This window comes from Streptomyces echinatus (assembly GCF_014203595.1).
GTDB classification, from domain to species: domain Bacteria; phylum Actinomycetota; class Actinomycetes; order Streptomycetales; family Streptomycetaceae; genus Streptomyces; species Streptomyces echinatus.
In genome coordinates, this window is record NZ_JACHJK010000023.1 from 1 (window position 1) to 26,346 (window position 26,346).

Annotated in this window: 18 protein-coding genes; 3 read left to right on the forward strand and 15 right to left on the reverse strand. The window is 73.8% G+C overall.

The window, feature by feature from the left end; genetic code table 11:
• Positions 1–270: 270 nt before the first annotated feature.
• The 13 genes from FHS34_RS38140 to FHS34_RS38200 all read right to left on the reverse strand — a co-directional run bounded on the left by FHS34_RS38140 (position 271) and on the right by FHS34_RS38200 (position 20,994).
• Positions 271–990, reverse strand: coding sequence for a L,D-transpeptidase family protein (locus tag FHS34_RS38140; RefSeq protein ID WP_225817866.1), 720 nt, complete (start codon positions 988–990; stop codon positions 271–273).
• Between the two features lie 173 nt (positions 991–1,163).
• Positions 1,164–2,285 carry a S8 family peptidase gene (locus tag FHS34_RS38145; protein WP_225817864.1) on the reverse strand — a complete coding sequence of 374 codons (1,122 nt, stop codon included), beginning with the start codon at positions 2,283–2,285 and terminating at the stop codon, positions 1,164–1,166.
• A 153-nt stretch (positions 2,286–2,438) separates the two neighbouring features.
• Positions 2,439–2,795, reverse strand: coding sequence for a VOC family protein (locus FHS34_RS38150; RefSeq protein WP_184974400.1), 357 nt, complete (start codon positions 2,793–2,795; stop codon positions 2,439–2,441).
• Positions 2,796–2,981: 186 nt separating this feature from the next.
• Entirely contained in the window at positions 2,982–3,560 is a 579-nt protein-coding gene (locus FHS34_RS38155) for a Type-2Aa cytolytic delta-endotoxin (protein ID WP_184974309.1), read from the reverse strand.
• 147 nt (positions 3,561–3,707) lie between these two features.
• Positions 3,708–5,354: a M4 family metallopeptidase gene (locus FHS34_RS38160; protein WP_184974311.1), complete on the reverse strand. Its 1,647-nt coding sequence runs from the start codon at positions 5,352–5,354 to the stop codon at positions 3,708–3,710.
• Positions 5,355–5,970: 616 nt separating this feature from the next.
• Positions 5,971–6,975 (reverse strand): MerR family transcriptional regulator, encoded by a 1,005-nt coding sequence (locus FHS34_RS38165; RefSeq protein WP_184974313.1) that lies wholly within the window; start codon positions 6,973–6,975, stop codon positions 5,971–5,973.
• 3 nt (positions 6,976–6,978) lie between these two features.
• Positions 6,979–7,650, reverse strand: a complete 672-nt coding sequence (locus FHS34_RS38170; RefSeq protein ID WP_184974315.1) for a HEAT repeat domain-containing protein — start codon at positions 7,648–7,650, stop codon at positions 6,979–6,981.
• 255 nt (positions 7,651–7,905) lie between these two features.
• Positions 7,906–10,932, reverse strand: a complete 3,027-nt coding sequence (locus tag FHS34_RS38175) for a condensation domain-containing protein (RefSeq protein WP_184974317.1) — start codon at positions 10,930–10,932, stop codon at positions 7,906–7,908.
• Positions 10,922–12,781, reverse strand: coding sequence for a non-ribosomal peptide synthetase (locus FHS34_RS38180; protein ID WP_184974320.1), 1,860 nt, complete (start codon positions 12,779–12,781; stop codon positions 10,922–10,924). Before FHS34_RS38180 ends, FHS34_RS38175 begins: the two co-directional genes overlap by 11 nt.
• Position 12,782: 1 nt before the next feature.
• Complete coding sequence (locus FHS34_RS38185; RefSeq protein ID WP_184974322.1) at positions 12,783–14,711, reverse strand: non-ribosomal peptide synthetase; 1,929 nt, start codon at positions 14,709–14,711, stop codon at positions 12,783–12,785.
• Positions 14,711–17,869: a non-ribosomal peptide synthetase gene (locus tag FHS34_RS38190; protein ID WP_184974324.1), complete on the reverse strand. Its 3,159-nt coding sequence runs from the start codon at positions 17,867–17,869 to the stop codon at positions 14,711–14,713. The genes FHS34_RS38185 and FHS34_RS38190 overlap by 1 nt, the downstream gene beginning before the upstream one ends.
• Positions 17,870–18,101: 232 nt before the next feature.
• The gene (locus FHS34_RS38195; RefSeq protein ID WP_184974327.1) at positions 18,102–19,397 is read right to left on the reverse strand and encodes a condensation domain-containing protein; all 1,296 of its coding nucleotides are present in this window, start codon (positions 19,395–19,397) and stop codon (positions 18,102–18,104) included.
• A gap of 253 nt (positions 19,398–19,650) precedes the next feature.
• Entirely contained in the window at positions 19,651–20,994 is a 1,344-nt protein-coding gene (locus FHS34_RS38200) for an MFS transporter (RefSeq protein WP_225817861.1), read from the reverse strand.
• A gap of 610 nt (positions 20,995–21,604) precedes the next feature.
• Between FHS34_RS38200 and FHS34_RS38205 the strand changes: the two genes are divergently transcribed.
• The 3 genes from FHS34_RS38205 to FHS34_RS38215 all read left to right on the forward strand — a co-directional run bounded on the left by FHS34_RS38205 (position 21,605) and on the right by FHS34_RS38215 (position 24,285).
• Positions 21,605–22,585, forward strand: a complete 981-nt coding sequence (locus FHS34_RS38205; protein WP_225817859.1) for a beta-propeller fold lactonase family protein — start codon at positions 21,605–21,607, stop codon at positions 22,583–22,585.
• A gap of 222 nt (positions 22,586–22,807) precedes the next feature.
• Positions 22,808–23,710: a PhzF family protein gene (locus FHS34_RS38210; protein WP_184974329.1), complete on the forward strand. Its 903-nt coding sequence runs from the start codon at positions 22,808–22,810 to the stop codon at positions 23,708–23,710.
• 245 nt (positions 23,711–23,955) lie between these two features.
• Positions 23,956–24,285, forward strand: coding sequence for a hypothetical protein (locus FHS34_RS38215; protein WP_225817856.1), 330 nt, complete (start codon positions 23,956–23,958; stop codon positions 24,283–24,285).
• A gap of 55 nt (positions 24,286–24,340) precedes the next feature.
• Here FHS34_RS38215 and FHS34_RS38220 read toward each other — a convergent pair whose 3' ends face one another.
• Both FHS34_RS38220 and FHS34_RS38225 read right to left on the reverse strand, forming a co-directional pair.
• The gene (locus FHS34_RS38220) at positions 24,341–25,366 is read right to left on the reverse strand and encodes a DUF6215 domain-containing protein (protein ID WP_184974330.1); all 1,026 of its coding nucleotides are present in this window, start codon (positions 25,364–25,366) and stop codon (positions 24,341–24,343) included.
• A gap of 155 nt (positions 25,367–25,521) precedes the next feature.
• Positions 25,522–26,214, reverse strand: a complete 693-nt coding sequence (locus FHS34_RS38225; protein ID WP_184974333.1) for a haloacid dehalogenase type II — start codon at positions 26,212–26,214, stop codon at positions 25,522–25,524.
• Positions 26,215–26,346 lie beyond the last annotated feature (132 nt).

Here is a 26,346-nt window from a genome sequence, read left to right on the forward strand (position 1 = left end):
CGGCCCGGTGGCTGTGCGGCGACGAGGAACATGGTTAGCGGCGCGCCACGGCCAGGGCAAGAATGTGACGTACTACCCGAGATAGGGGATAGTGCACAAATCGGTCATCTGGCGGGTTTTGTGCCTGTTCGGCGCGCTGTGTGTCTACGGCCCCGTTTAGGACGTGATATGGCCCCTATGGGCCGCGTCACCCGTTTCCCGCCGAAAACCGGCCCCCGGGGCGAGCCGGAGGCCCCTTCCGAAGCCGTGCCACCGGCCGTCCCGTGGGCTTCACAGACTGAGACGTTCGCGGTCCCCCATCACCACGACGGGGTGCCGCGCCGGGTCCAGGGTGCGCAGGAGGGTCTTCATACCGGCCTCGGGGACGGTGACGCAGGCCGAGGTGCCGTCACCGTGGTCCAGGTGGAGCCAGATCCCGCCGCCCGTCTCCACCCCGTCCGGGCGGCTCCAGTCGAAGGGGGGTACGCCCTGGAGCCGGTTGTAGTCGATGGCGATGACGTAGTCGAAGTCATGGGTGTGGGCCGGCCCGGGAGGCAGCATGGTCGCGTAGGCATGATCGTCCCGCCAGTACCTCAGCCGGCTCCCGGGGTCGGCGAGCGCGCCCCCCGCGTCGGTCAGCGTGAACACACCGACGGGACTTTGCTCGTCGTCCATGCGGTGGTCGTCCGTCCAGCCCAGCCTGCCGTTGTGCGCGGGCCAGCTCGCCGTCCGCACCCACGTCGAGTCCCGCTTCTCGTAGAGCACGACGAAGCTGTCGGGGGAATCCGGGTGCTCGCCGTAGACGACCACCGCCTGGCCGGTGTCGGCCGGCACCTGGCTCCACATCCGGTCTCCGACGCCGGGCAGGCGCCCGCCCAGAGTCTGACCGGGACGGGCGGACGCCGCGCCGGGTGCGCCGCCGGAGACCTTCCGCTCGGCTCCCGGGCCGCACGCCGTGGCACCGGCCAGCAGGACGCCGCAGGCGAGAGCCGTGGATATGACGTGACGCACACCTCCGCGCCACGTCGGCCGACGACAGGACGAGGTCACCGTTAATGTCCGCATGGTCAGGATCTTGTGACGAGGCGGATACGCCGCGCATCCGGACGCGGCATCCGGCCCAACTGTTCACCTCCGCCCGGCGGCGCCACCCCTCACGTGGCGCCCGGGGCGGACCGTGCGGGTCAGAGGCCGCCGGTGTGGAGAAGACGGTTGGGGGTGTCGGAGCGGACGCCGCGCACGACACCGGGGGTGGCCGTGTGGTCGAGCCAGACGTGGACCTGGTTGGCCGTGGCGTGGGGGTGTGCCGACAGGTACAGCGCGATCACGCCGGTCGCGTGCGGCGCGGCCCAGGACGTCGCGCCGTCGGTCTCCGTGGTCGTGCCGCCGCCGGCGAGGGCGGCGGTCACCTTCTGGCCGGGGGCGTAGAGGTCCACGCACCGTCCGTAGCCCGAGCCGTAGGAGCCGGTGTCGCTCCACGCACGGTCGTTCGAGGTGGAGGCGGCCACGACGATCGTGCCGGGGACTCCGGCTGGGGAGTGCTTGCAGGCGTCGTCATGGAAGTTGCCGGCCGAGACCACCGTCGGGATCCCCGCGTCGACCATCTTCTTCACGGCGGACTCCACGGCCGCCGACCGGTGCGCGAAGTTGAGCGACATGTTCACCACCGCGGGCTTCTGCGCGTGTGCGGTGACCCACTTGACCGACTTCACCACGGCCGCCTCGGCCTCCGCCGCGGAACCACCGCCCTCGCTCTCGCACGTGACGCCCTGGACCCGCACGAGCTCCGCCTTCGGCGCCACCCCGTACTTCGCCCCGCCGATGATGCCCGCGACGAACGTGCCGTGGCCCATCCCCGCCTCGCTGAAGCAGTCACCGGAGTCCTTCGGACCGACGAAGTCGGCGCCGAGGTGGGCGCGTCCGCCGAACTCCTTGTGGGCGATCTCCATCCCGGTGTCGATCACGTAGACGTGGACGCCCTTGCCCGTGGCGGTGGTGGTGAGCTTCCCGTTCAGGGGCCGCGAACGCTGGTCCAGGATGTCCAGGTTCCACGGCACGTGCCGGGTGGTGGGCGCCGCCGCGGCCCCCGCGGCACCGGACAGCTTCTCCACGGCACCGAGAGACGTCCGCGCCGAGCCGGCGGACGCCCCGTCCCCGGCGGACGCCACGGTCTCCGCCGTGCCGTGCGCGGGGAGCTTCCCGCCGCCCCCGGCCCTCGCGCCGGCGTCCCCGCCGCAGGCCGTGGCCCCGAGCACCGTAGCCATGGCCACCACCATGAGACCGGCCTTCGTCACGTTCCGCGTCACATCGTCCCCCTTGTTTCGTGCACGGTCAGCGCACAAGACGGCCCCAGGGGGCGGGCGGTTCCCGCTGGCCGTACGGGCGGCCGGCGGGCCGAGGCCGGGAGGGGCCGCCGGTCCGCACCCGCCTGTTCCGGTCCGCGCCCCGGACGGGCACGGTCACTTCAGGGTCAGGCAGAACGGGTGGCCGGCCGGGTCGGTGAGGACCCTGGCGTTGTCCCCGTTCGGCTGGTGGTCCGGCTTGCCCGCGCCCAGTTCCAGCAGCCGGGCCTCGGCCTCGTCCAAGTCCTCGACTTGGAAGCAGAGGTGAAGCTGCTGGGGTACGGTCTGGCCGGGCCAGCTGGGCGCCCGGTAGTCGTCGACTCTCTGGAAGCCCAGGAAGAGTCCGTCCTCCCGGTTGAGTCCGGCGAATTCTGCGTCGGATCGCGGGTGGGGTTCGAGGCCGGTCGCCTGCTGGTAGAACGCCGCGAGAGCCGGCGGATCGGGGCAGTCCAGCGTTATCGCGATCAGGTTCATCCGCATGGACAGAGCCACCTCCGGGCCGGTTGACGGTCGGTCGTGAGCCCTCCCTGAAGGGGCCCCGCCGCCCCGCACCGTTTCACGACCGACGGCGCCCTCGCACCTTGTTTCGGCTCGCTGAACCGATACCTCCTCGGGCGGTTCCCGGTCCCGAACGATCTCAGGCGGGCGACGCCCGCTAGGTCAGGCCTCGTTGGCGAGTTTCTGGCGCACGACGATCGCGTCGAGCCGGACCGCGAACGGCGCGGTGTCGGTGAGGCCCAGGGTGCCGACGCGGGACCTGCCGAAGCCGATGGTGACATCGGTGCAGAAGGCGACGGCGTACAGGTACGGGCCGGCTTCCTCGTCCTGGAGGGCGAAGAACAGGTCGCGGTAGTAGCTGGTGTGGTCCGGCCCCTCCTCGTAGTAGGCCAGTCCCGGGGCGCCCTCCTGCCCGGCGAGGCCGGTGAAGGCGTGCGTGAGGTCGCGCTCGATGGTGTCCCAGAAGGTCGCCTGCGCCGCCTCGGGCGGGAGCGCCTGGCGGACCGCCTCCTTGAGGGAGAGCACCATCACGAGGATCGGCGCCTCCTCCTGGAGCCGCCAGCCGCGGACCATCTTGACGATGTCGCTGTCGGGAAGCCTCGCGGCGGCATCGCGGATGTGGCCGAAGTCGTAGTTGACGGTGGCGGGTGCGATCGCCTCCTGGAAGGCGCGCCCCAGGCCCTCCGCCTGGGCGAGGTGAACTTCCCCCACCTCGGTGACCGTCCTGAAACAGGCTGCCAACTTCCCCTCCTTCAACAAAATGTTGCACTGGCGAGGCGTCAGTATGCCCTACGGTTCGCGGCCGTGGCCCCCGGGGCGCCCGGGCGGCGTGGCCAGGGGCGGCACCCGGGTGGGTCCCGGGTGCCGCCCCTGGTGGTGGTGCGGGGGTCAGCCGACGGCGACCGCGGTCCAGGCCGCGGCGACCGTCTTGGCTTCGGTGCTGTCCGCGCCGTACAGGTCCGTCGCCGCCTTCAGGGTGCCTTCGCGGGCCGCCTTGTAGTCGGTCGTCGACGTGAAGTACGTGGTCAGCGCCTTGTACCAGATCTGCAGCGCCTTGTCGCGGCCGATACCGGTGACCTTGGAGCCGTCCTTGGTGGGCGAGTCGTAGCTGACGTCGTTGATCTTCTTGGCGCCGCTGCCCTCGCTCAGGAGGTAGAAGAAGTGGTTGGCGACGCCGGAGGAGTTGTGCACGTCCTTGTTGCCGACGTCCGCGGACCAGTAGTCGGCGGAGCCGCCGTCCTTGCTGGGCTTGTCCATGTAGCGCAGCGGGGTGCCGTCGCCGTTGATGTCGATCTTCTCGCCGATGAGGTAGTCGCCGACGTCGGAGGAGTTGTTCGCGTAGAACTCCACACCGGTCCCGAAGATGTCCGAGGTGGCCTCGTTCAGGCCGCCGGACTCGCCGGAGTACTCCAGGCCCGCGGTGTTGGCGGTGACACCGTGGCTCATCTCGTGGCCGGCGACGTCCAGCGAGGTCAGCGGGTCGGAGTCGTTGGTGCCGTCGCCGTAGGTCATGCAGAAGCAGCTGTCGTCCCAGAACGCGTTGACGTACGCCTTGCCGTAGTGGACACGGGAGTAGGCGCCGACACCGTCGTTCTTGATGCCGCTGCGGTTGAAGGTCTTCTTGTAGAAGTCCCAGGTCTCCTGGGCGCCGTAGGCGGCGTCGGCGCCGGCCGTGGCGGCGGTCGCGACCTTACCGTCGCCCCAGGTGTCGCTGTCCTGGGAGAACAGCTTGCCGGTGCCGTCGGAGCCGTGGTCGAGGTCGTAGGTCTTGTGACCGCCGCGCGAGGCGTCGGTGAGGGTGTACGACGACCCGGACTGAGTGGACGTGAGGTCCACCTTGCCGCTGTAGTGCGTGTTGCCGACGCCGGTCTCGATGCCCTGGTACTCGAAGAGCTTCTTGCCGGTGGCGGCGTCGGTGATGACGTGCAGCCGGTTCGGGGTGCCGTCGTCCTGGAGGCCGCCGACGACGGTCTCGTAGGCGAGGACGGGCTTGCCGGAGCCGGCCCAGATCACCTTGCGGGCGCCGTCCGCCGAGGCCTTCGCGGAGCCCAGGGTGTGCGCGGCGGACACCGCCTGCTTCTCGGCCTTGGCGGCGCTGATCCGCGGCGTGAGCGAGGCGACCTCGATGGCGGACCCGACGGCCTTGGTGACGCCCTGGGTCCTGCCGGACGCGGCCGTGTGGACGATCAGGTCGCCGCCCAGCACCGGCAGGCCCGCGTAGGTGCGCTCGTAGCGGGTGTGCACGGTGCCGTCGGCGTCCCTGACGACGTCCTTCGCGACCAGCTTCTCCTGGGCGCCGAGACCTATTCGCCGGGCGGTCCCGGTCGCGCCCTCCTGTGCCTTGTGGATCAGCGTGGTGCGCGTCGCGGCGGACAGGGTGGTCGGGGCCGCCGCGAGCGGCTTCGCGGACGTGGGTCCGGCCGGGATCTGTGCGGAGGCACTGGTGGTCAGACCAGTGGAGAGGAGGGCTCCGGCGGCCACTGCGGTGGCAATGACCAAAGTGGTGCGCTTGTGACGCACGTTGAGGAGTCTCACGGAAAAAGCTCCTTGCTGTGGGGGGATCGTCGCCCGGCCGGTATGGGGCCGGCCAGGACTGCCTGGGACATGAAGTCCTGTTCGAACAGCGGGTGAACAGAGACTTACATCTATGACGTGTACATGTCACGCACTCGTGAGCGATGCCGGTCGGAAATCGGCCGACCGTCTTGAGCAGGGAAAACGGCACACGGACACCGCCGCCGCGCATCGGTGGAGCCGACAGCGGTCGGCGCCGCGTGAGACGGCCGGGACCGCCCTGCCCGACATGTGCCGCGGAGCGGCACCAGGGGGCGGACTTCGGCTCGTTCGCATCCGGGGGTCTTCCCCGTGCCCCTCGGTAACCCGGGGACCCTCAGTTCACCGTGGAGGTTCCGCGGTGGTCAGACCTGTCTGGCACACCCCTGCCGAACCAGCCGGAGCTGAACGGGTACGGGCAGGCCCAAGCAGGCGCGGCGCATGAACTCTCCATGGTGTGTGGGGGGTTGGAGATGCATGCACGAGAAAACCCCAACCGCGGTCCCGCGCGCCACGGGCGTGGATCAGATACGACAAGTCCCCCACGTCTCCTCCACCGCGTGGTCACCCGTCATCACAGACCCTTCAGCCGGATCCGTCACCCGGCGTCGCGCAGCCGGAGAAGGTACGTCGCCGTCAGAGCGACGGCGCGATCCGCGTCGTGCGACAGCTCCGCCAGGGCATGGGTCGCCCGCGTGCCGGGGATGCCCGCCAGTGCCTGGGTCAGCCGTCCGCGTGCGGGCGCTCCGGTGGTGTGGTGGGCGAGGCGTCCGACGAGCCCGGCCGCGATACGGTCCGCCGTCCCGGTGTCGCTCGCCAGCACGCTCAGCGCGTCGGCCGCGTCGGTGTCGTTCCGCCCCTCCACGATCATCTCGACGAGCGTCGGGACCGCGTCGGCCACACCGCCCGCACCGAGCGCCAGAGCCGCGTACCCGCGGACCACGGCGTCGGGATGTGCGAGGGCCTCCCGCAGATACCCTCCGGCCTCGTCACCGGGCATCTCGGCGAGGGACTGCACGGCACGTTCCCGCACCGCGGCCACCGGTGAGCCGAGGCCCTTTGCCAGCAGTGCCGGGACGCCGCCGCCCGATCGCGCCAGCGCCCATCGAAGGGCCCCGGCGACGTTCGGCTCGGTCTCGCTCAGCACCGCCTCGACCAGGGCCTCCGCCGGCACCTGAACCTGATCGGCCGAGGCGAGGGCGGCGCGCTGACGAGTGCCGGCGCTCTTGGATCCCAGTGCCTGAAGCAGCGCGACGACCTGGAGGACGTCCTCCCAGTCGGCCGGGTCCGCGGCATCGATCCGGCGCAGCCGGGTGAGCAACTCGGTCTCCGCCGCGAGGCGTTCGCGCGACTGGCGGACGAGGTCGCCGACGAGCGCCGAGGGCGTGAAGCCGGGGTCGTCGAGCGCGCGACCGATCTCGCGCAGCGACAGCCCCAGCGAACGCAGGCTCTCGATGTGGAAGATCCGCCGGATGTCCTCCCCGGAGTACTCCCGGTAGCCGGAGCCGCTGCGGCCCGAGGGCCGCACCAGACCGAGCGACTCGTAATGCCGGAGCATCCGGGCGCTGACCCCGGACCTTCGCGCCACCTCACCGATCAACACGTCCTATTGTCCCCCGGGAGCGGACCCGCCGAGGGCCACGACGCGCTTCGCCTCCTCGATCGCGAACCCGAAACCGGTGTCCGGGTCGCGCAGCAGCCGCTGGGTGGCGAGTGCGTGCGCGCGGGTGCCCGGGTCGGGGGCCGTCGTCGCGGCGAGCAGCACCGGCTCCGCCGCTTCCCCCAGCGTCACCAGCGCCCGGCTGAGGCTCAGTTGTGTCTCCCGCCCGCCGCGCCCGAGCTGTGTCGCCAGTACCGCGGCCAGCGCGGACTCCTCGCCTTCCGGTACGAGCACGGCCGCGGCCCGCCAGGCGCTCCGCGCCACCTCGATGTCGGCGTCGGACAGGAGCGTCCGGGTGATCGCCGGCCACGCCCGGCGGTCCCCGATCTTGGACAGCGTGTGCAGTGCCTGGCTCCGCGCCTGTGCTCGTTCCGAGCGGACCTCACGGAGCAGCGCGGGAAGCGTCAGCGACACCGGGTGCCGGGTGAGCGCCCAGGTCAGCATGTCGCGGACGAAGAACTCGGGCTCGACCGCGCTCCGTTCGACGAGCTTGCCGACGAAGCGCGGGTCGGGCGCCGTACCGACCGCCAGAGCGGCCTGCAGCCGCACGGACGCACTGCCGTCCTCCAGCCCCCGCAGCGCTCGTACCGCGTCCGCGTCCTGTCCCGTGACCGTCATCGAGACCACCTCCTGGGCAGCCAGTGAAGACCTTGTCACCGTGTCAAGGTCAAACAGGACCAGCGTCGCCGCCCTGGCGTCCGGCGCCGCCGGAGGGCCGGCTGCGGGCGCGTGCTCACCGGCCGGCGCCGGTGCCACGGCCCGCGCGGTCCCTTCTCGCCGGCTGGAGCGTGTGTCCGGAGATCATCGAGGACGCGCTGCTCGTGCCGGTGGCGCCCGGTGTTCCCGTGGGGGGTTCCGGGCGCCCTCGGCCGGTCAGCCGTCGTCGCGTGTCATGCCGTCGATCATCTCCCTCAGCACGGTCCGCCGGTCCTCGCCGGGGTGTGCCCGCAGGGGACGCGCCAGGCGTGCGCTGTCGTAGACCCAGCGGTGATCGAGATCGCGGGGGACCTCGTCCGTCTCGCGGAAGTCCGCGCGGGTGCCGAGCAGTTCCGTGAGGTCGTGCGCCAGGTCGTGCCAGGAGACGTGGCCGCTGCACGCGTTGGCGACGCCGTGCACGGGCCGGTCCAGACACTCGGCCACGGTCCTGGCCAGGGCGGCCGCGTGCACCCAGGCGGCCCCGTACCAGTGGTGCCCGCCGGTGCCGGGGCGGGGCAGGTCGATCGGAGCGCCCTTGCGGGCGGCCTGGTAGAGCCCGCCGACGGCACCCCAGCGCAGCTGTTCGCGCAGCCGGTCGTGGGCGCCCCAGACGATCGGCGACCGTACGGCGCTCGCTCCCCCGCGTCCCCCGGTCCCCGCGGCGCGCAGCAGCATGGCCTCGCAGTCGAGTTTGGCCCTTCCGTACGGGCTGACCGGTTCATGGGCCGGTGACTCCTCGGCGACCCGGTGCGTCTCGGGGTGTCCGTAGGCGTCGACGCTGCTGACGAAGACGAACGGTCCTCGCCGCCAGGCTCCGGCCATCGCCTCCATGGCCGCCAGGTCCACCTCGTGGCGGGTGAAGGTGCAGGCGGCGTGGACGATCGCGTCCGCGCCGGCGACGGCGTCCCGCAGGCCCGCCAGGTCCGTCAGGTCGCCCTCGACGACGTCGATGCCGTCGCCGGCGACCAGATGGGCGGACTCGGGCCGGGCCAGGGCCAGCACGGGCCGTCCCTGTGCGGCGAGTTCACGCAGGACGAACGCGCCGACGCCGCCCGTGGCACCGGTGACGAGCACCGTGCCCGGACGCGCACCGCGCGAGCGGGCCGGCTTCCTCGTGTTCTTCGCTGCGCTCTGCTGTGCCGCGCGTTCGTCGAGGAGTGCGGTCAGTGCCCGGGGGGTGCGTGCCTGGAGCACGTCGAGGCCGGTGAGCGGCAGGGCGAGCCGGGTGCGCAGCCGTTCGGCCAGCTGCACGGCCAGCAGTGAGTGGCCGCCGAGGGCGAAGAAGTCGTCGTCCGGCGTGGGCACGTTCCCGAGCAGGGCGGCGAATGTCTCGACGACGGCCTCGGCCCGGGGTCCGGACGACGTGGCCGGGGTGGGCGCCCCGGGCAGCCGGGCGGGATCGGTCGCGCCGGTGGCCGTGCGGGGCAGCGCGTCGAGCAGCGTGACCGCGGCCGGACAGGCCTCGGACGGAAGCGACCGGCGCAGCAGGCCGAGCAGTTCGTGGGCGGAGGGGCCGACGCTGTCGCGCAGGACGGCGTAGGCCACGGGCCGTCCCTGGGCGGGGTGGACGACGGTGGCGTCGGCGACCTCGGGGTGGGCGCGCAGGGCCCGGGCCGCCGGGTGGCCGGCGCCGTCCCGGGCGTCCGCAGGCGGGGTGCCGGTCCCGGACGTGTCCCGCGCTTCGGCGTGCGGGTCCGGGACGTGCCGGGGCTCACGGTCGCCGGCTCGCGGCGGCGGGCCGAAGCCGGGAAGCAGGCTCAGCGGGGTGTCCGGGTCGGCCGCGGCCGTGGCGAGCAGGTGTGCGTAGTCCCGGGCCGTGGTCCCGGCCACGGCGTCGTCCAGGGCGTTCGGGTCGTACTGGACGAGTGCCGTGGGCCGCGCGGGGTCGGCGAGGTCGAGTCCGTAGGACACGGCGAACTTGGCGTGGCCGATGCCGACGTCGACGTACTCGGCCGACGTGCCCGGCAGCCGGAGCACCGTGGGCTCGCCGAGGACGTCGGAGGTGACGCGGATCAGGGCGGTGCCGTCGGTGCCGCGTGCCTGGGCGCCGAGGCGTTCCAGGACGAGGTCGAAGGGGATGTGTCCGTGCCGCTGTGCCTCCAGCAGCGCGTCGCGCACCCGGTGCAGCAGCTGGGTGAAGGACGGGTCGCCGGAGGTGTCGACCCGTACGGGCAGGGTGTTGACGCACAGGCCGACCAGTCCGCGCATGGCGGTTCCGGTGCGGTGGGTGCTCGCCACGCCGATGACGAGGTCCTCGTCGCCGGTGAGCCGGTGCAGTGTGGCGAAGGCCGCGGTGAGCGACACCGTGAAGAGGGTGGCGCGCCGTTCGGCGCCGAGCGTGCGCAGGGCGTCGGGCAGGGTGGGTGCGAGGGGCACGGTGTGGACGGCGGCCGGCCGGGCCGCCGGGTCCCCGGCGGCGGTCGCCGGCCGGGGCAGCCCGGGTGGGGCGGCGTCGGCCAGCAGGTCGCTCCAGCGGTCGAGTTCGGCCCCCAGGCGGGGCAGGGCGTCGTGCTCGCGGAGCGCGTGGTCGGCGTACTGCGGTGGCACGGCGAGTGTGTCCGGGCCGCCGGCCGCGTCGTGGAGTGCGGCGAGTTCGGCCGCCACCGTCTCCAGGGAGCCGCCGTCGACGGCGATGTGGTGGAAGGTCAGCAGCACGGTGTGGTCCTGCGGTGCGTGGCGCAGCACCAGTGCCCGCACGGCCTCGCCGGCCGAGAGGTCGAAGGGGCGGGCCGCCTCGCGCCGCAGCGCTTCGGGGGCGTCCGTCGGAGCGGTGTCGGCCACGGGCACGGAGACGGTCCGTGGCGGCGGGAGCACCTCCTGGCGGGGCTCGCCGTCCTGTTCGGTGTAGCGGGTGCGAAGGATCTCGTGCCGGGCCACCAGCGCGGTGAGGGCGGTGGCGAACGCGGCCGGGTCGAACGGGCCGCGCACCCGTGTGGCGAACGGCACGTGGTAGGAGTCGCCCGCGCCGCCGAGCCGTTCCATCAGCCACATGCGGCGCTGGGCGCGGGAGAGCGGGAGGCTTCCGCGCCCGACGGCGGCGGCCGTCCGGGGGCCCGGTGCCGCGTGGCCGCTGTCGTCCGGGGCCGCCGCGCCGCCACCGGGGGCCGCCGTGGTGCGCCGGGCGGCTCCGGCCCGGGCCCGGCGCAGCAGTTCCTGCTGGAGTTGCTGCCGGGTCCGCGCCGTGGAGTCGGCGTCAGTGGACATCGCTGTGCTCCGGGGTCTCGGGGTGCAGATCGTGGTGGGCGGTGAGCAGCGCCCGTTCGACCAGGGCCGCCTGTGCGGCGACGGTCGGGGCGGCGAAGAAGTCGGCGAGGGCGAGCTCGACGCCGAGTTCCTCGCGCAGGTCGTCGGTGACGGCGAGGGCGAGCAGCGAATGGCCGCCGAGGGCGAGGAAGTCGGCGTCGGCCCGGGTGACCTCGCTGCCCAGGGACCGGCTCCAGACCTCGGCCACGGCCTGCTCCAGGGGGGTCATCGCCGTCGCCGGTGTGCCGCTGCCGCCGTCGCCGGCCGCCTGGGCCAGGTCGGCCAGCGCGCGCCGGTCCACCTTGCCGGTCGGGGTGAGGGGCAGCTGGTCCACCAAGGTGACCGCGTCGGGCACCAGGTGGGCGGGCAGCACGGCGGTGAGCCGCTCGCGCAGCGCGGCGCCCCCGCCCGCCGGTGCGGGCGCGGCGACGGCGAAGGCGACGAGGCGTGCTTCGGCGCTGCCCGCCCGGTCGACGGTGACGGCGGCGTCGACGACGTCGTCCTGCCGGCGCAGGGCGTGTTCGACCTCCGCGGGTTCGATGCGGAAGCCGCGGACCTTGACCTGGTCGTCGTTGCGGCCGTGGAAGTCGAGGGTGCCGTCGGGCCGGAGGGAGACGATGTCGCCGGTGCGGTAGAGCCGGCCCGTGGCCGCGTGCTCGACGAACCGTTCGGCGGTCAGTTCGGGCAGGCCCGTGTAGCCGTGGGCGAGCCTGCTGCCGCCGACCCACAGTTCGCCCCGCTCCCCCGCCGCGACCGGCCGGCCCTCGGCGTCCAGGACGTGCGCGGTGGCGCCGGCGATGGGGCGGCCGATCGGGACGGGTGCGTCGCAGTCGCGGGCGGTGACCCGGTGGGCGGTGGCGAAGGTGGTCGTCTCGGTCGGCCCGTAGCCGTTGACCAGTTCCAGCCAGGGGAAGGCGGTGAGCACCTCGCGGGCCGGTGCGGCGGCCATGGCCTCGCCGCCCACGACGACCGAGCGGAGCTGGGCGAAGACGCGGGAGCGGCGGGCGGCGAGCTGGTGGAAGAGGGCCGTGGTGAAGAAGGCGACCGTCACTCCGTGGCGTTCGACGTGCCGGGCGAGGTCCTCCAGGGAGGGCCGTTGCTCGGTGCAGACGACCACCGCGGCGCCGTTGGCGAGGGCGACCCAGACCTCGAACGTGGAGGCGTCGAAGGTCATGGGCGAGTGGAACAGGACGCGGTCGCGGGCGGTGACGGTGACGTAGTCCGGTGCGGTGACCAGCTCGGCGATGGCACCGTGCGGCACGACGACGCCCTTGGGGCGGCCGGTGGAGCCGGAGGTGAACATGATGAACGCCGGGCCGTCCGGGTCGGAGTCGTCCAGCGCGCCGCCGTCCGTGAGCGGCTCCTCGGGCAGCGCGAGGACGGGCGAGGCGAGCGCGGCGGCGTCCAGGAGCTTGGCGTCGCCGACGGTGAGCGTCACCTCGGCGTCGACGATCATCGCCTCGGTGCGCGGACGGGGCTGGGCCGGGTCGAGGGGCACACAGACGGCCCCGGCGAGCCAGAGCGCGAGCTGTGCGACGACCGTGCGGGCCGACCGGGTCGTCAGCAGCGCCACCCGGTCGCCGGGGGTCACCTCGTGCTCCCGCAGGCGCGCGGCGAGGGCGCGGCCGGCCTGGACGAGACGGCCGTAGGTGAGGGTCGTGTCACCGTCGACGACGGCCAGGGCGTCGGGGGTGAGTTCGGCACGCCGGGCGAGGAGGGCCGGCAGGGCCGTCGCCCGTGCCGGGCCGGGTACGGCGGCCGGGGCGCCGGACCGCGCCGGGGCCGCGGGCTGCGGGGTGGTGGAGGTCATGTCAGGCTCCTGCCGGTCGCGGGGTCAGGCGCTGGTCGACGAGTGCGGCGAAGGCGCGCAGGTCCTCGCTGCGCAGCAGTTCGTGGGCGCGCGGCCGTATGCCGGTCGCACCCTCGACGGCCGCCAGCAGCCGGGCGGCGACGACGGAGGTGCCGCCGGCGTCGGTGAAGTTGTCGCCGAGCGTGGTCTCGGGCCGGCCGAGCAGGTCTCGTACGGTCGTGAGGACGAGGTGTTCGGCGGGCGTGGCGTCCGCGAGGTCGTCCGCGGCGGGCGCGGGCGTCTCGACGGCGGCGGACAGGGCGACCCGGTCGACCTTGCCGTTGGCGTCCAGGGGGTAGCCGTCGACGATCCGCACGGTGGCGGGCACGGCCTGCTCGGGGAGCCAGGCGCGGACCGCGGTCTGCAGGTCGCCGGCCGCCGGTCCGGCGCCGTCGGCGGGCCGTACGTGCGCGACGAGACGGGCGTGGCCGGAGTCGTCGCGCAGCACGGTGACGACGGCGCTGCGGACACGGGGGTCCTGTTCGAAGGCGGCCTCCACCTCGGCCGGTTCGATCCGCACCCCGCTGATCTTGACCTGGTCGTCGAGGCGGCCCAGGAACTCCAGGGTGCCGTCGGCGGTCATCCGTACCCGGTCGCCGGTGCGGTAGAGGCGGTCGACCGCCGGGGTCGCCGCCTGCGGGTGCGGGGCGGTGAAGCGGCGCGCGGTGAGTTCGGGGTCGAGGTAGCCGAGCGCCAGGCAGTGGCCGCCGATGCGCAGTTCGCCGTCCTGGCCGCGGGCGACGGGGCGGCCGTCGTCGTCGGTGACGACGACGGTGACGCCCGGCAGCGGGGTGCCGATGGGCGGCGGGGCGGGGTCGCCGGCCTCCGGGTCGCCCGCGCGCATGGCGTGGGTGGTGGTGACGACGGTGGCCTCGGCGGGGCCGTAGGCGTTGTGGACGGTGGCGGTGACGTCGGGGCCGGGACGGCGGCGCATGCGGTCGCCGCCCACGACGAGGTGACGCAGCTTCAGGTCGTCGGGCCACGGCCGGTCCAGCAGCGGTTCGACGGTGGGGGTGGCCGCGACGGCCACGGTGACGGCGGCGTCGCGCCACCAGTCGGTCAGCACCTGGGCGTCCCAGCGGGTGTCGTCGGGCGCCGGGACGAGGGCGGCACCGGAGGTCAGTCCGGCCCACAGTTCGAGCAGGTGCGGGTCGAACGCGACACCGATGAGCAGGGACTGGCGGTCCCCGGGTGCCAGTGCGGTCTCGGTCCGGTACCAGTCGAGGGCGACGGACAGCGAGTCCTCGGACACGGCCACGGCCTTGGGGCGGCCGGTGGATCCGGAGGTGAGGACGGCGTACAGGGCGCCCTCCGGGGCTCGCCGCGCGCCGCGGCCGTGCGCGGCGAAGGCCGCCACCGCGACGGCGGGGGCGTTCACGCCGTCGGTGGGCAGGGGCAGCGGGGTGTGCTCACCGCCGCGGTGGGCCTCGGGCAGCACGTCCGGGTCGCCGACGAGGCAGGCGACGTCGAGGTCCTCGGTGACGGCCTGGGTGCGGCGTTCACCGGGGCGGGGGCCGAGCGGCAGGTAGACGGCGCCGATCCGGGCGAGCGCCACGGCGGTCACCACGAGGGCGGTGGAGCGGTCGAGGCAGACGCCGACCAGGTCGCCGAGGTGCACTTGGTCGCGCAGGGCGTCGGCGACGCCCGTGGCGGCGGTGTCGAGGTCCTGGTACGTCCAGGTCCGGGCGCCGTCGATCACGGCGGGTGCGGTCGGGGTGCGCCGGACCCAGTCCTCGAAGCGGGCGAGCACGGTGGTGGGTTCGGCGGCGGGACCGTGGGCGACGCTCGGCGCGGCACCGGTGACGGCGGCGGACGCGGCGGGGTGGGCGGTGCTCGGAGCGGTACCGGTGTCCGCGGTGACGGCGGCGGGTGCGCTCGGGGTCTGGGTCATCACGACTCCGTGGAGAGGGTGGCGCCGGCCGCGAGGGCGTCGGCCTGGTCGGCGAGTACGGGGTTGCGGAAGAGCACCTTGAGCGGCGGGCGCGTGCCCAGCCGGGGCTCCAGCCAGGCCGCGAGCTCGGCGGCCAGCAGGGAATGGCCTCCGCTGCGGAAGAAGTGGGAACGGGTGTCGAAGCGGCTGTGCCCGAGGACCTCGCGCCAGCCCTGCGTCAGCAGTGCCGTCATCGGATCGTCGGACTCCGCGGCCGCCGGCGCGGACCCGGTCCCGGCCTCCGGTTCGGCCGGGGTGACGGCCACGGGGTCGAGCGCGGCCGCCCGGCGGGCCAGGGCCGCACGGTCGGGCTTGCCGCCGGCCAGGGCCGGCATGGTGTCCAGCCGTGCCCAGCGAGCGGGCACGAGGGGGCCGGGCAGCCGGCGGCTCAGCTCCACGTGGAGGGCCTTCTCGTCGAAGTCCGCGCGGTCGGCGCCGTCCTCCAGGAAGCCGACCAGGCGGGGTGCGCCGGGGCTCTCGCGGTCCAGTACGACGGCGCACGACCGGCCGCCGAGGGCCGCGGACGCCGCCGCCTCGATCTCCTCCAGCTCGATGCGGTGGCCGCGCAGCTTGATCTGGTTGTCGCGCCGGCCCAGGAAGTACAGCAGACCGTCCAGGCCGCGGTAGCCGAGGTCGCCGGTGAGGTAGACGCGTTCCCCGTCGAGCGCGTCCACGGTGACGAACCGGGCGGCCGTCACCTCGGGGTTGCCCGCGTATCCCTCGGCGAGGCCCGGCCCGGCGATGGCGAGTTCACCGACGGCGCCGGACGGCAGCGGCCGGTGGTGGGCGTCCAGGACGTGGACGCGCTCGCCGGGGAGTTCGGTGCCCAGCGGGATCTCGGCGCCGTCGGCGAGGGCGTCGCGGGAGATCTCGTGGACGGTGGAGCTGATGGCCGCCTCGGTGACGCCGTACACGTTCAGGACGGTGGCGTCGGTGTCGGCGAGGACCTCCCGCAGCGCCTGGGCGGGAAGCCGCTCGCCGCCCAGGACCAGCAGCCTCGGGGCCCAGCCGCCGTCGCGCAGGACCGGCCGCAGCTCCTCGCGGGTGGCGAGGAAGTAGCTGGTGGGCAGGTTGGCGACGGTGACCCGGGCGGACGCGAGCAGGCCGGCGAGTTCGGCGCCGGTGGGCACCTCGTGCTCGGGCAGGACCAGACACGCGCCGGAGTGCAGGGTCGGCAGCACCTCCTCCAGTGCCACGTCGAAGGAGGGCTGGGCGAACATCAGGACGCGGTCGGCCGTGGTGAGGCCGAACCGGTCGGCGGTCGCGGTCAGATGGTGCACGAGCGCCGCGCGGCCGACGGCGACCGGCTTCGGTGTCCCGGTGGATCCGGAGGTGTGGATGACGTAGGTGGTGCCGGGCAGCACGCCGGCCGCGTGGGCGGCGGGCAGCACGGGGGCGTCGACACGGGCGGCCGGCAGTCCGTCGGGCAGGGCGGCGCCGCCCTCGCCGGTGAGGACCAGCGCGGGCGCGAGCCGCTCCAGCAGCAGGGCGAGCCGGGCCGGCGGGTCGGACGGGGACAGCGGGCAGTAGACGGCGCCGGTCCGCAGGCAGGCCAGCAGGGCGACGACCGAGTCGGCGCTCCTGGGCAGGACGACGGCCACCGGCTGCCCGGGCGTCACACCCGCGGCGCGCAGGCGGGACGCGAGCGCGCCGACCCGCTCGTCGAGTTCGCCGTAGGTGAGGCGGCGCGCGCCGCTCAGCAGGGCGGGCAGCGACGGGTGGTGGGCGGCGACGGGGTCGAGCGGGTCGCGGTCGGCCGGGACGGGCACGGCCTCGGCGGCCGGCTCCGGCGCGGCGGGGGCGAGGTCGGCCAGCGGTGCCTCGGGGGTGTCGAGATAGGAACGCAGCAGGTCCAAAAAGCGGCCGCAGAGCAGCCGGGCGACGTCCTCGCCGAGGAGGTCGGCGTCGTAGTCCCAGACCAGGGTCATGCCCGGGGCGCCGTGGCGCGGGGTGACTCCGCGCCGGTCGTCCGGGAGCAGCACCACGTCGAGGTCGAAGCGGGTGGTGCCGGTGTTGAAGCCCTCGAAGAGGGTGATGTCGAGGCCGGGTACGTCGATCTCCGGCAGCGGTGCGTCGTGGGCGCTGAACATGACGGAGAACAGCGGGTTGTCGGCGCCGGAGGTGTGCATGCCGAGGGCCCGGGTCAGCTCCTGGACCGGCACGTCCTGGTGCGGCAGGGCGCGGATGAGGGTGTCGGTGACCTCGTCCATGGTGTCCTGGGCGGGGGCGGCGGCGTCCAGGTCGAGCGGCAGCGGGATGGTGTTGACGAACATGCCGACGGCCTGCTCGTAACCGCGGGGGCGGTTGCCGACGGCGGTGCCGACGACCATCTTGGAGCGGCCGCTGTGCCGGCGCAGGAGTTCGGCGAACAGGCCGAGGAGCGTGGCGAAGGGGGTGAGGCCGCGCGACCTGGCGTGCGTGCGCAGCCGTTCGGCGAGGTCGGCGCCGATCGTCTGGCGCAGCTGTCCGCCGTGGTGCCTGCGGCGGGCGCCGGGGCGGGCGAGGCCGGGCAGCGGCAGGTCGTGGGGCTGGTCGAGCAGTTGGGTGCGCCAGAAGTCGAGGGACTCAGGGGCGTACGCGGCCTCGGCCTGGGCCCGGACATGGTCCGCGTAGGACGGGGCGGCCGGGAGTTCGAGGGGCTCGTCGAGGACGTGGGCGCGGTAGGTGCGGAAGACGTCGTCGAGCAGGATCGCGAAGGAGTGCCCGTCGTGGATCAGGTGGTGCTCCACGTGCACGAGCCGGTGGTGGCGCTCGGCGAGGCGTACGAGGGTCCAGCGGATCAGCGGTGCCTCGAAGGTGTCGAGCGGCGTCTCGGCCTCGGTGCGCAGCAGGCGCGCGAAGGCCTCCTCGATGTCGTCCGCACCGGTGAGGTCGGCCGTGCGCAGCCTCGGGGCGCACTGCGGCGCGACGCGCTGTCCCGGTACGGACCCCGTGGACTCGACGAGTTCGAGCCGCAGACCGGGATGGCGTCCCAGCGTGGCCGCGAGTCCCCGGCGCAGCGCCTCGGTGTCGAGGGTGCCCCACAGGTCGAGGGCGGCGGTGAAGTTGTAGGCGCGGCTGCCCGGCTGCATCTGCTCGTGCAGCCAGACGATCTCCTGCGAGGAGGAGAGCGGAAGCATGGGCGATCCCTGAGGTCGTCGGGTCGGATTTCCGGTGCCGGTCACGGTCGCGGCCGGCGGTGGTGCGGGCGGCTCCGCGGGTCACGCGGTGACGCTTCGGACGTGGGTGGTGCGGGGGTGCTCCGCGGCGTCGCGGGGCGGCCGGGACGGCTGCGTCACTTCCCCGGCCGGGGAGGGCCGGCGGTCGCGGCCCCCCTCCGGCAGGCGGCGGGCCGCGCGTCCGGCCGGCGGTTCAGCGCGGGGTCCGCTCCGCCGGGCGCAGGGCCCGGGTCAGCGATTCGAACGCCTCGTGCGCGGTGGCGTCGTCGAGGATCGCGCGGTCCCACACCATGCGCAGTCGGATCTCCGCGCCCTGGGTGACGGAGACGGCGAAGGGGCCGCGCACCGGTCTGCCGTCGATGTCGGTCTCCCGTCCCTCGACGCCGGCCAGTACGAGCGGCGGGCGGCGGCTGTCGTCGTCCACGGTCAGCAGTCCGTCGAGGCGCCCGGTCCAGGCCGAGCCGGCGGACCGGGCGGCGACCACGACGGAGTCGAAGGGCGCGTCGGCCCGGTCGAGGTCGTCCCACCAGGCGTCGGCCGTCGCCTCGGGGCCGGGGCCGTCGCCGGTGTCGGCCGGGAAGACGACGGTGTTGAGGAAGCAGCCGACCACCGGTGCGGCACCGCTGGGCCGGCCGCCCCACGGGTAGCCGAGCGGGACGACGTGGCCGGGCCCGTACAGCGAACGGGCGACGGAGCGGCAGGCGTCGAGCAGCCCGGGGAACGGCACGCCGTCCTCGCGGGCGGGCAGCCGGGCCTGCGCCGCGCCGCTCGGCAGGGTGCCGCCGGACACGCGTTCCGGGCGGCTGTCCGGTGCCTGCGCGCGTACGGTGCGCAGCCGGTGGGCCCAGTACGCGGCCGCCTCGGGCGAGTCGGCGCGTTCCTCGGCGGCGAGCTGGAGGAGGACGGCCTCCCGGTAGGCGGCGAGTTCGGCCTCCGCCTCCTCGGGTGCGCCGGTGCGGGCGGCCGCGGCCTCCGTGTACGCGGTGCCGAGTTCCTCGACGATCCGGGCCAGTGAGCGGCCGTCGCAGACGGCGTGGTCCAGGACGACGGCGAGGAGGTCCTCCCCCCGGTTCTCGTCGTCCCGCGCGAGGAACAGCCGCAGCGGCGGCCCCTGCGGGTCCCAGGCGGCCAGCGCGCGCCGGAGCGTGTCGGCCGGGCGCTCGCCGGGTGCCGGGGTCGGCCGGGTGACCTGGACATCGGGCTCGCCGACCCGCAGGACGGGGGTCCCGCGGACGACGGCGGGCCGGGAGCGCAGGGCGGTGTGCCGGGCGGCGAGCAGACGGGCCGCCGACCGCAGGCGCTCCAGGTCGACGGAGCCGTGGGGGAAGGCGAAGAACATCGGCACCACGTCGGGGCGTCCCGACGGGTCCAGCGAACGCACCAGTACGAAGCGGCGCTGTGCTCCGGTGACGGGCAGCAGGGTGCCCGTCCGGTCGCCGGCGGTGAGCTGCCGGTAGCGGGCCAGGTACTGGCTCGTGATGCTGAGCACGTGGTCCTCTCTGTCGCGGCCGCGGTCGCGCGGCTCGTGGCGGTGGGCCGGTACGGGCGGTGGAGCGCGTTCTGCCGTACGGACACGGGGTGGTGGCGGGTGCGGACGGTGCGCGCCGGGTCCCGCCCGTCGCGGTCGCGGTCCGCCACGGCGGGCGGCGGCCGGTGTTCCGGGGCGGTGCTGTCCGGGGGCGGTGGTCATGGGGTGGGCGTCATGGGCCCCGGGTGTCACGCCGGGGTTCTCGCGGAGCCGTTCAGCCGGTGGGCGTCGGGGCGGGCGTCTCGTCGTCGTCCGGTGTGCCGGTCGCTCTCGCGGCCGCGGGCGCGGGGTCCTCGGGGGTGGGGCCGTCGGGTCCGGGCAGGTCCCGCATCCGGCGCAGCGGGGAGAGCAGCAGGGGCAGCGGTACGGCGAAGAAGCCGGCCGCGCACCAGGCGAGTGCCGTGCGCGGTCCGTAGGCTCCGGCGAGGGCACCGCCGAGGAGCGCGCCGAGCGGCAGGGTGCCCCACATGAGGAAGCGCAGGGTGGCGTTCATCCGGCCGAGCAGCCGGGGCGGGCACAGCCCCTGGCGGAAGCTGACCTGGGCGACGTTGTAGACGACGGCGCCGAAGGAGACGACCGTCGATCCGGTGGCGAAGAGGACCGCGCCGAGGGCGCCGTGGCCCGACAGGGGCCACAGTACGGCGAACGGCCCGGTCACGAGGACGGACAGGACGATGACCCGGGCCTGTCCGAGCCGGGCGGCGAGGCGTCCGGCGCACAGGGCGCCGAGCAGTCCTCCGACGGCCGACGCGGACAGCACCAGTCCGAGCGCGCCCGGCCGCAGGCCGACGACGCGGACGAGGTGGACGGTCTGGGTCGCCATCAGGACGGCCGCGCACAGGTTGGCCAGGGCGGTGGTGACGGCGATGACGCGCAGGAGCGGGTGTCCGGTGACGAAGCGGATGCCCTCGCCGATGTCCTTGCGCAGGGAGGAGCCGGCGGCCGGCTCGGGCGGTTGCTCGGGCTGCTCGACGCGCAGGAGGAACAGGGCGGACAGCGCGTAGCCGACGGCGTCCGCGATGACGGCGAGATGCGCTCCGGCGAGCTGGACCAGTCCGCCGCCGAGGCCGGGGCCGGTCACCTGGGCGGTGGACCGTACCGTCTCCAGTGCGCCGTTGCCCGCCACGAGCTGGTCGCGGGGCACAATCTGCGGCAGGTAGCTCTGGTGGGCGACGTCGAAGAAGACGGTCGCCACGCCGGTCACGAGCGCGACGACGTACAGCTGAGCCATCGTCAGGGCGTGGGCGAGTGCCGCGGCGGGGATGCTCGCCATGGCCAGGGCCCGCACCAGGTCCGCGCGGATCATCAGGGGGCGCTTGCGCATCCGGTCGGTCAGCGCGCCCGCGGGCAGGCCGACGAGCAGGAAGGCGGCGGTCTCCGCGGCGGTGAGCAGGCCGACCTGGAAGGCGGGGGCGTCCAGTTCGAGGACGGCCACGAGGGGCAGGGCCACCAGCGTGACCTGGGCGCCGAGCTGTCCGGTGGCCGCTCCCGCGAGCAGCAGACGGAAGTCGCGTATGCGCATCGGGCCGCCGGTGGCGGCTCGGGTTGTGGCGGGCATATGACCGACACTCACCGAACGGACGATCGGGAGTCAAAAGACCCACATCAGTTTCGGTCGATTCTTGCGTCCGTTTGCATCAACACAGGAAAACTTTCGACAGACCCTCGGTACGTCCGCATGAATGCGCGTCACCGCCCAGGCGCCGCGCCCCAGACGCCCGTAAGCGGGCACGGGCCCGCCGGGCGCACACCGGCCGGCACCCTGCACGGAGAGTGATCTTTTCGAATCCTGACCGAAAACAACCACTCCCGATCATGTTGGTGCGGAACTGCTCATTCCGCCAGCTATGAAACGTACGTTCCGTCGGTCCGGGTGCTCCCGGGTCATCCACCACGGGACGTCGATATGGGCCGGCGGACCTCCCCCGCCGCCTCCAACCCGTTCGGCCATTCCTGCGTGGCGAGGACCTCGGACCGTGCCGACGCTCCTGACGGTCGGCGCCTCGACGGGGCCGGCCCGGCCCGAGCCCACTCAACAACCCCCTCAGGGGAGGCCCATGCCCATATTCCCGGACAGCCATGAGTGCACATCAGGCAGGCGTGCGGAAGGGAGACCGCCACGGTCGCACCATGGCCGCCGCGCATGGCTGGCGGGAGCCCTGGCGGCGGTGTGCACCGCGCTGCTGCCAGGCATCGCCCCGCATGCGGCGGCAGCCGACCCCGCCCACCCCAAGCCCGTCAGCCGCGCCTACGTGACCAACTTCGACACCGACACGGTGACGGTCGTCAACACCGGCACCAACACGGTGGTCACCACCATCCCCGTCGGTGACGGCCCGATCGAGGTGGCGGTGGACCAGGGCCGCGCCCGCGCCTACGTGGTCAACCGCGACGCCGACACGGTGACGGTGATCAACACCGACACCAAGACCGTGGTCACCACCATCGCCGTCGGCAACGCCCCGCAGGACGTCGCGGTGGACCCGGGCCGCGCCCGCGCCTACGTCACCAACGCGGGCGACGACAACGTCTCCGTGATCAACACCGGCACCAACACCGTGCTCACCACCATCCCCGTCGGCGACACGCCGTTCGGGGTCGCGGTGGACCCGGGCCGCGCCCGCGCCTACGTCACCAACAGCGAAGCGGACACCGTGTCGGTGATCAACACCGACACGAACACGGTGCTCACCACCATTCCCGTCGGCGACCGCCCGTTCCGCGTGGCGGTGGACCCGGGCCGCGCCCGCGCCTATGTGATCAACGAGAACAGCGACTCGGTATCCGTGATCAACACCGGCACGAACACCGTGCTGACCACCATTCCCGTCGGTGACATTCCCACCGGGGTGGCCGTGGATCCCGCCCGCGCCCGCGCCTACGTGGTCAACTCCGAGGACGACACCGTGTCGGTCATCAACACCCAGACCAATACGGTGGTCCGCACCCTGACGGTCGGCGACGAACCGGCCCGCGTGGCGGTGGACTCCGCCGGCGCCCGCGCCTTCGTGACCAATTACGCGTCCGACACGGTGTCAGTGATCAACACGGCGACGGACAACGTGATCGGCACCCTCACCGCCGGCGACGGCCCGGTCGGGGTGGCCTTCCTGAGCGCCGGCCGAACGGGCACGTGCCCCTGCGGCTGAGCCGACGGACATCGTCGTGGAAAGGGGTGCCCGGGCTCACCGGGCACCCCTTCCGCCCGGCAGGCCGCCCCACCGCGCCCACAGACCGGCACCGTCCCGGGTCACCCGCGATCGGGGACTCCCGGGCGCGGCCGTCGGCGGTCACCCGGGCGTCGGCGGCATCGGCTCGTCCTTGAGGGAACTCCGGGAATACCGCGGCCGCTGCGCCGTGTTGCCGCGATCATGAAGCCGAATGACCCACTGCCCGAGGTTCTGCGCTACACCGCCTTCTCCAGGGACCCTGAGGGAGGAAACCCCGCCGGGGTCGTGCTGGACGCCTCCGGCCTGGACGACGCCGACATGCTCGCGATCGCGGCCGACCTCGGATACTCGGAGTCCGCGTTCCTGACCCCGCCGCCGGAAGGCATCGAGGGCCTGGGTGACCGGGCGTTCGGCATCCGTTACTTCAGCCCCAAGGCCGAGGTGCCCTTCTGCGGGCACGCCACCGTCGCGGCCGCCCTCGCGCTCGCCGAGCGGACCGGGCCCGGGGAGCTGGTGTTCGCGACGCCCGCGGGCACCGTGCCGGTGGAGGTGACCGAGGAGGGCGGCGCGCTGCGGGCCACGCTCACCAGTGTCGCGCCGCACATCGAGGAGGTCTCCGCGTCCGACGTCGGTGAGGCGCTGGCCGCGCTCGGCTGGCCGGAGGCCGATCTGGACCCGCTCTTCCCGCCCCGCATCGCCTTCGCCGGCGCCCGCCATCTCGTCCTCGCGGCAGCCACCCGCGAGCGCCTGGCCGATCTCGCCTACGACTTCGCGCGCCTCGAGACCCTGATGCACCGCCTGGACCTGACCACGGTCCAGCTGGTGTGGCGGGAGTCGGCCGACGTCTTCCACGTCCGCGACCCGTTCCCCGTCGGCGGCGTCGTCGAGGACCCGGCGACCGGCGCCGCCGCCGCCGCGTTCGGCGCGTACCTCCGTGAGTTCGGCCTGGTCCCCGAGCAGTCCGTCCTCACCTTGCACCAGGGCGAGGACATGGGCCGCCCCGGCGAGCTCACCGTGACCCTGCGCGCGGGTGACCGGCGGGTCCGGGTGAGCGGCGCGGGCACCCGTATCGGCCAGGACGCGTCCGGGCGATCACGCGCGTAGCCGGACGTCCGCGCCGTCCGGACCTGGTCCGGGCGGCGCGACGGCCGTCTCCCGCAACCGCACGGCCGATCTCCGCGTCTCTCCCGGAAGGTCAGGCTCCGGGGCGATCCGGTGCGGAACAACCACGGTTCGGGAGAAGCGCCATCGACACGTTCACCGCCGGCCGGCCCGGCCATACCGCGCGGCCGGCCCGGTCAAGGGCGGCAGTCGTCATCACCTTCCTGTCGGGCATCCTCGCGGGTGTCGTGCTGACCGTCGGCATGGTGACCGCGCTGTGGTGGCCGCGGACCGAGGTGACGTACCGCAGCACGGCGCCCGCGTCACTCGTCTACGCCGACCGGTCGCCGCACTATCTCGGGCTGGTGCACGAACACACCCTGTCCGGACGGCACACCTACGAGCTGATGATCGGCCGGGACCCGGGCCTGTCCTACGGGCACATGGTGCACGTCGGCCCGGACCTGGGTCCCCGGGGCGTCAAGTCGACCACCTGGACCGCCTCGGGGGTGCGGGTCCGCTTCCCCACGGGCCACGAGGTCTTCGTCCCCGCCCGCTCCTTCCTGTACGGAAGGTGAACCGGCCGTCGGGCAGGCGGCATCGAGCCGGTTTCCTCCGGGAACCCGGGGCCGTTCAGGACCGTGCGGTCCGTTCGGGGACCGTCGGCAGGACCTTCTCCGCGATGCCGACGAGGACGCTGTCGTCGGGGAGGGCGCCGGACTCGCTCCACACGGTGATGTCGTAGTAGCCGCCCCGGTCCTTCGGGTCGAGGGCCACGGACAGGGTCCTGGCGAGGGGGCCTTGTTCGACCGGTCCGCCGGATCCGCCGCCCCCGAGGTCGATCTCGAACTTCATGGTGTGGTCCGAGGAGAAAACCGCGGGCCGGCCGAGGACCGTGAGCGTCTTGACCTCCGTGTCGCCCCCCATCTTCATCAGCTTCACGTACTGGGCCGTCGGCAGGTCGTTGTACGTGGCCGAGAGGTGCACGGTGTAGGTGTCGAACCCGATCTCGGCCTCCGGCTGGGCGACCTTGCCATCCGTCAGGAGCGCGGTGTCGTTGCTGCCCGAAGCGGTAGTCGCGGTCTCCTGAGGCGTCCCGAGGAGCACGGCGAGGTCGGGCCGGTTGAGCGCCTGGCACAACTGGTCACCGGTCACGGCCCGGGGCGTCATCTTGTAGGCCTTCGGCAGCTTCTCGTCCTCTGCGCTCGGACACGAGACGGAATGCGAGGCGTTGTCGTCGGACGGCAGCACGCGCGGGGCCAGCCAGAGCGCGGCGGCGAGAGCGCCGAACACGGCCACCGCCGCGACGGCCTGCCCCCACACGTTGGGCTCCTTCTCCGGAGCGGCCGGACCCGGAAGCGGCCCGGCTCCGTCCTGCGCCTGGGTCTGGGCCGGTGCCTGCGACTGCCCCTCCACGGAAGCCGCCGGCTCCTTCACGGAGGCCGTCGGGCTCGGGTTCCCGCGTGCGCGCAGGGCCCGGACCACCATGTGGACGCGGATCGCGGTGAACAGCAGGAACACCGCGGCGAAACCGGCCGGGGCCCATTCGTGATCTTGAATGGCGATATACGAGAGGCGTACGCCGAGGACGGACCCGAGCACGATGAGCAGGGGTTCGCGGACCCAGAAGGGCAGCAGGCGCAGGAGAAGACCGAGCATCCGGTGATCACTACCAGGCCTGCACCTGATGCACCGTGACGGAAGCCACAATTCCGGAACCCGCGGGGCCCCGCGGGTTCCGGGCCCGTGCCCACCGCGTGGACCGGGCGGCCGGCCAGGCCCGCGCACGGGTGCGGCGAGGGTGCGGGGCGGCCCTACCCCTCCGTCAGCGCGACGGCCAGTTCGTCCAGTCCGTCGAACCGCCGATCGAAGGCGTCGGCACTCGTCGGCGGATCCCCGACCGGTCGCCGGACGTATGCGGTCCGCATGCCCCTCGCCTGTGCTCCGCGGAGGTCCCAGGCGTGGGCGGCCACCATGAGCACGCGGTCCGGCGGGCACCCGGCGGTGTCGATGGCGAGCTGGTAGACCTCCGGCGCCGGCTTGTAGGCCCCGACGGCTTCGGCGGACATCGCCTGGTGCCAGCGCAGCCCGGCATGTGCGTTGAGGTGCAGCAGAGCCGTACGGCCGGCATTGGAGAGCCCCAGCACGGGGAACCGCCGGGCGAGCCGCTCCAGACAGGCGACGGAGTCGCTCCAGGGGGGCAGGCGCCGGCCCGCCGTGGCCAGCCGGGCGACGGCCGCCGGATCGGCGAGTCCGGCACGCCCGGCCACCAGCGCCGCCGCCTCCGCGTCGATGGCCGCCGTGTTCGCGTACGCACGACGCCCTTGCCCGATGCGCCGCTCCTCGACTTCACGGTGCCGCTGCCACAGGGTGAACAGCTCCTCGACGAACGCGTCGTCCGACGCGGGCACCACCTCTCGAATCGCGGCCCGAAGCCCGCTGGGCTCGTCCACCAGTGTTCCGAGGACGTCGAAGACGACGACCTCGATGTCGCGGATCCCGGCCATGCGTGCTCCCGTTCCTGCCATCGTCACCAGTTCGGCAGGTGACGATGTTGCCGCCAGACTCGTCACCGGTCAAGAGGGTGACGCCGCCTGCCCGATCCCGAACGGCCGGCCCGACCGGTCGACCCGCGCCCC

Excerpts from the sequence above, each read along its gene's own strand:
- FHS34_RS38150 (WP_184974400.1), bottom strand. The coding sequence starts at position 2,795 with ATGAACCTGATCGCGATAACGCTGGACTGCCCCGATCCGCCGGCTCTC.
- FHS34_RS38170 (WP_184974315.1), bottom strand. The coding sequence starts at position 7,650 with ATGACGGTCACGGGACAGGACGCGGACGCGGTACGAGCGCTGCGGGGG.
- FHS34_RS38175 (WP_184974317.1), bottom strand. The coding sequence starts at position 10,932 with ATGTCCACTGACGCCGACTCCACGGCGCGGACCCGGCAGCAACTCCAG.
- FHS34_RS38180 (WP_184974320.1), bottom strand. The coding sequence starts at position 12,781 with ATGACCTCCACCACCCCGCAGCCCGCGGCCCCGGCGCGGTCCGGCGCC.
- FHS34_RS38185 (WP_184974322.1), bottom strand. The coding sequence starts at position 14,711 with ATGACCCAGACCCCGAGCGCACCCGCCGCCGTCACCGCGGACACCGGT.
- FHS34_RS38190 (WP_184974324.1), bottom strand. The coding sequence starts at position 17,869 with ATGCTTCCGCTCTCCTCCTCGCAGGAGATCGTCTGGCTGCACGAGCAG.
- FHS34_RS38200 (WP_225817861.1), bottom strand. The coding sequence starts at position 20,994 with ATGCCCGCCACAACCCGAGCCGCCACCGGCGGCCCGATGCGCATACGC.
- FHS34_RS38210 (WP_184974329.1), top strand. The coding sequence starts at position 22,808 with ATGAAGCCGAATGACCCACTGCCCGAGGTTCTGCGCTACACCGCCTTC.
- FHS34_RS38220 (WP_184974330.1), bottom strand. The coding sequence starts at position 25,366 with ATGCTCGGTCTTCTCCTGCGCCTGCTGCCCTTCTGGGTCCGCGAACCC.
- FHS34_RS38225 (WP_184974333.1), bottom strand. The coding sequence starts at position 26,214 with ATGGCCGGGATCCGCGACATCGAGGTCGTCGTCTTCGACGTCCTCGGA.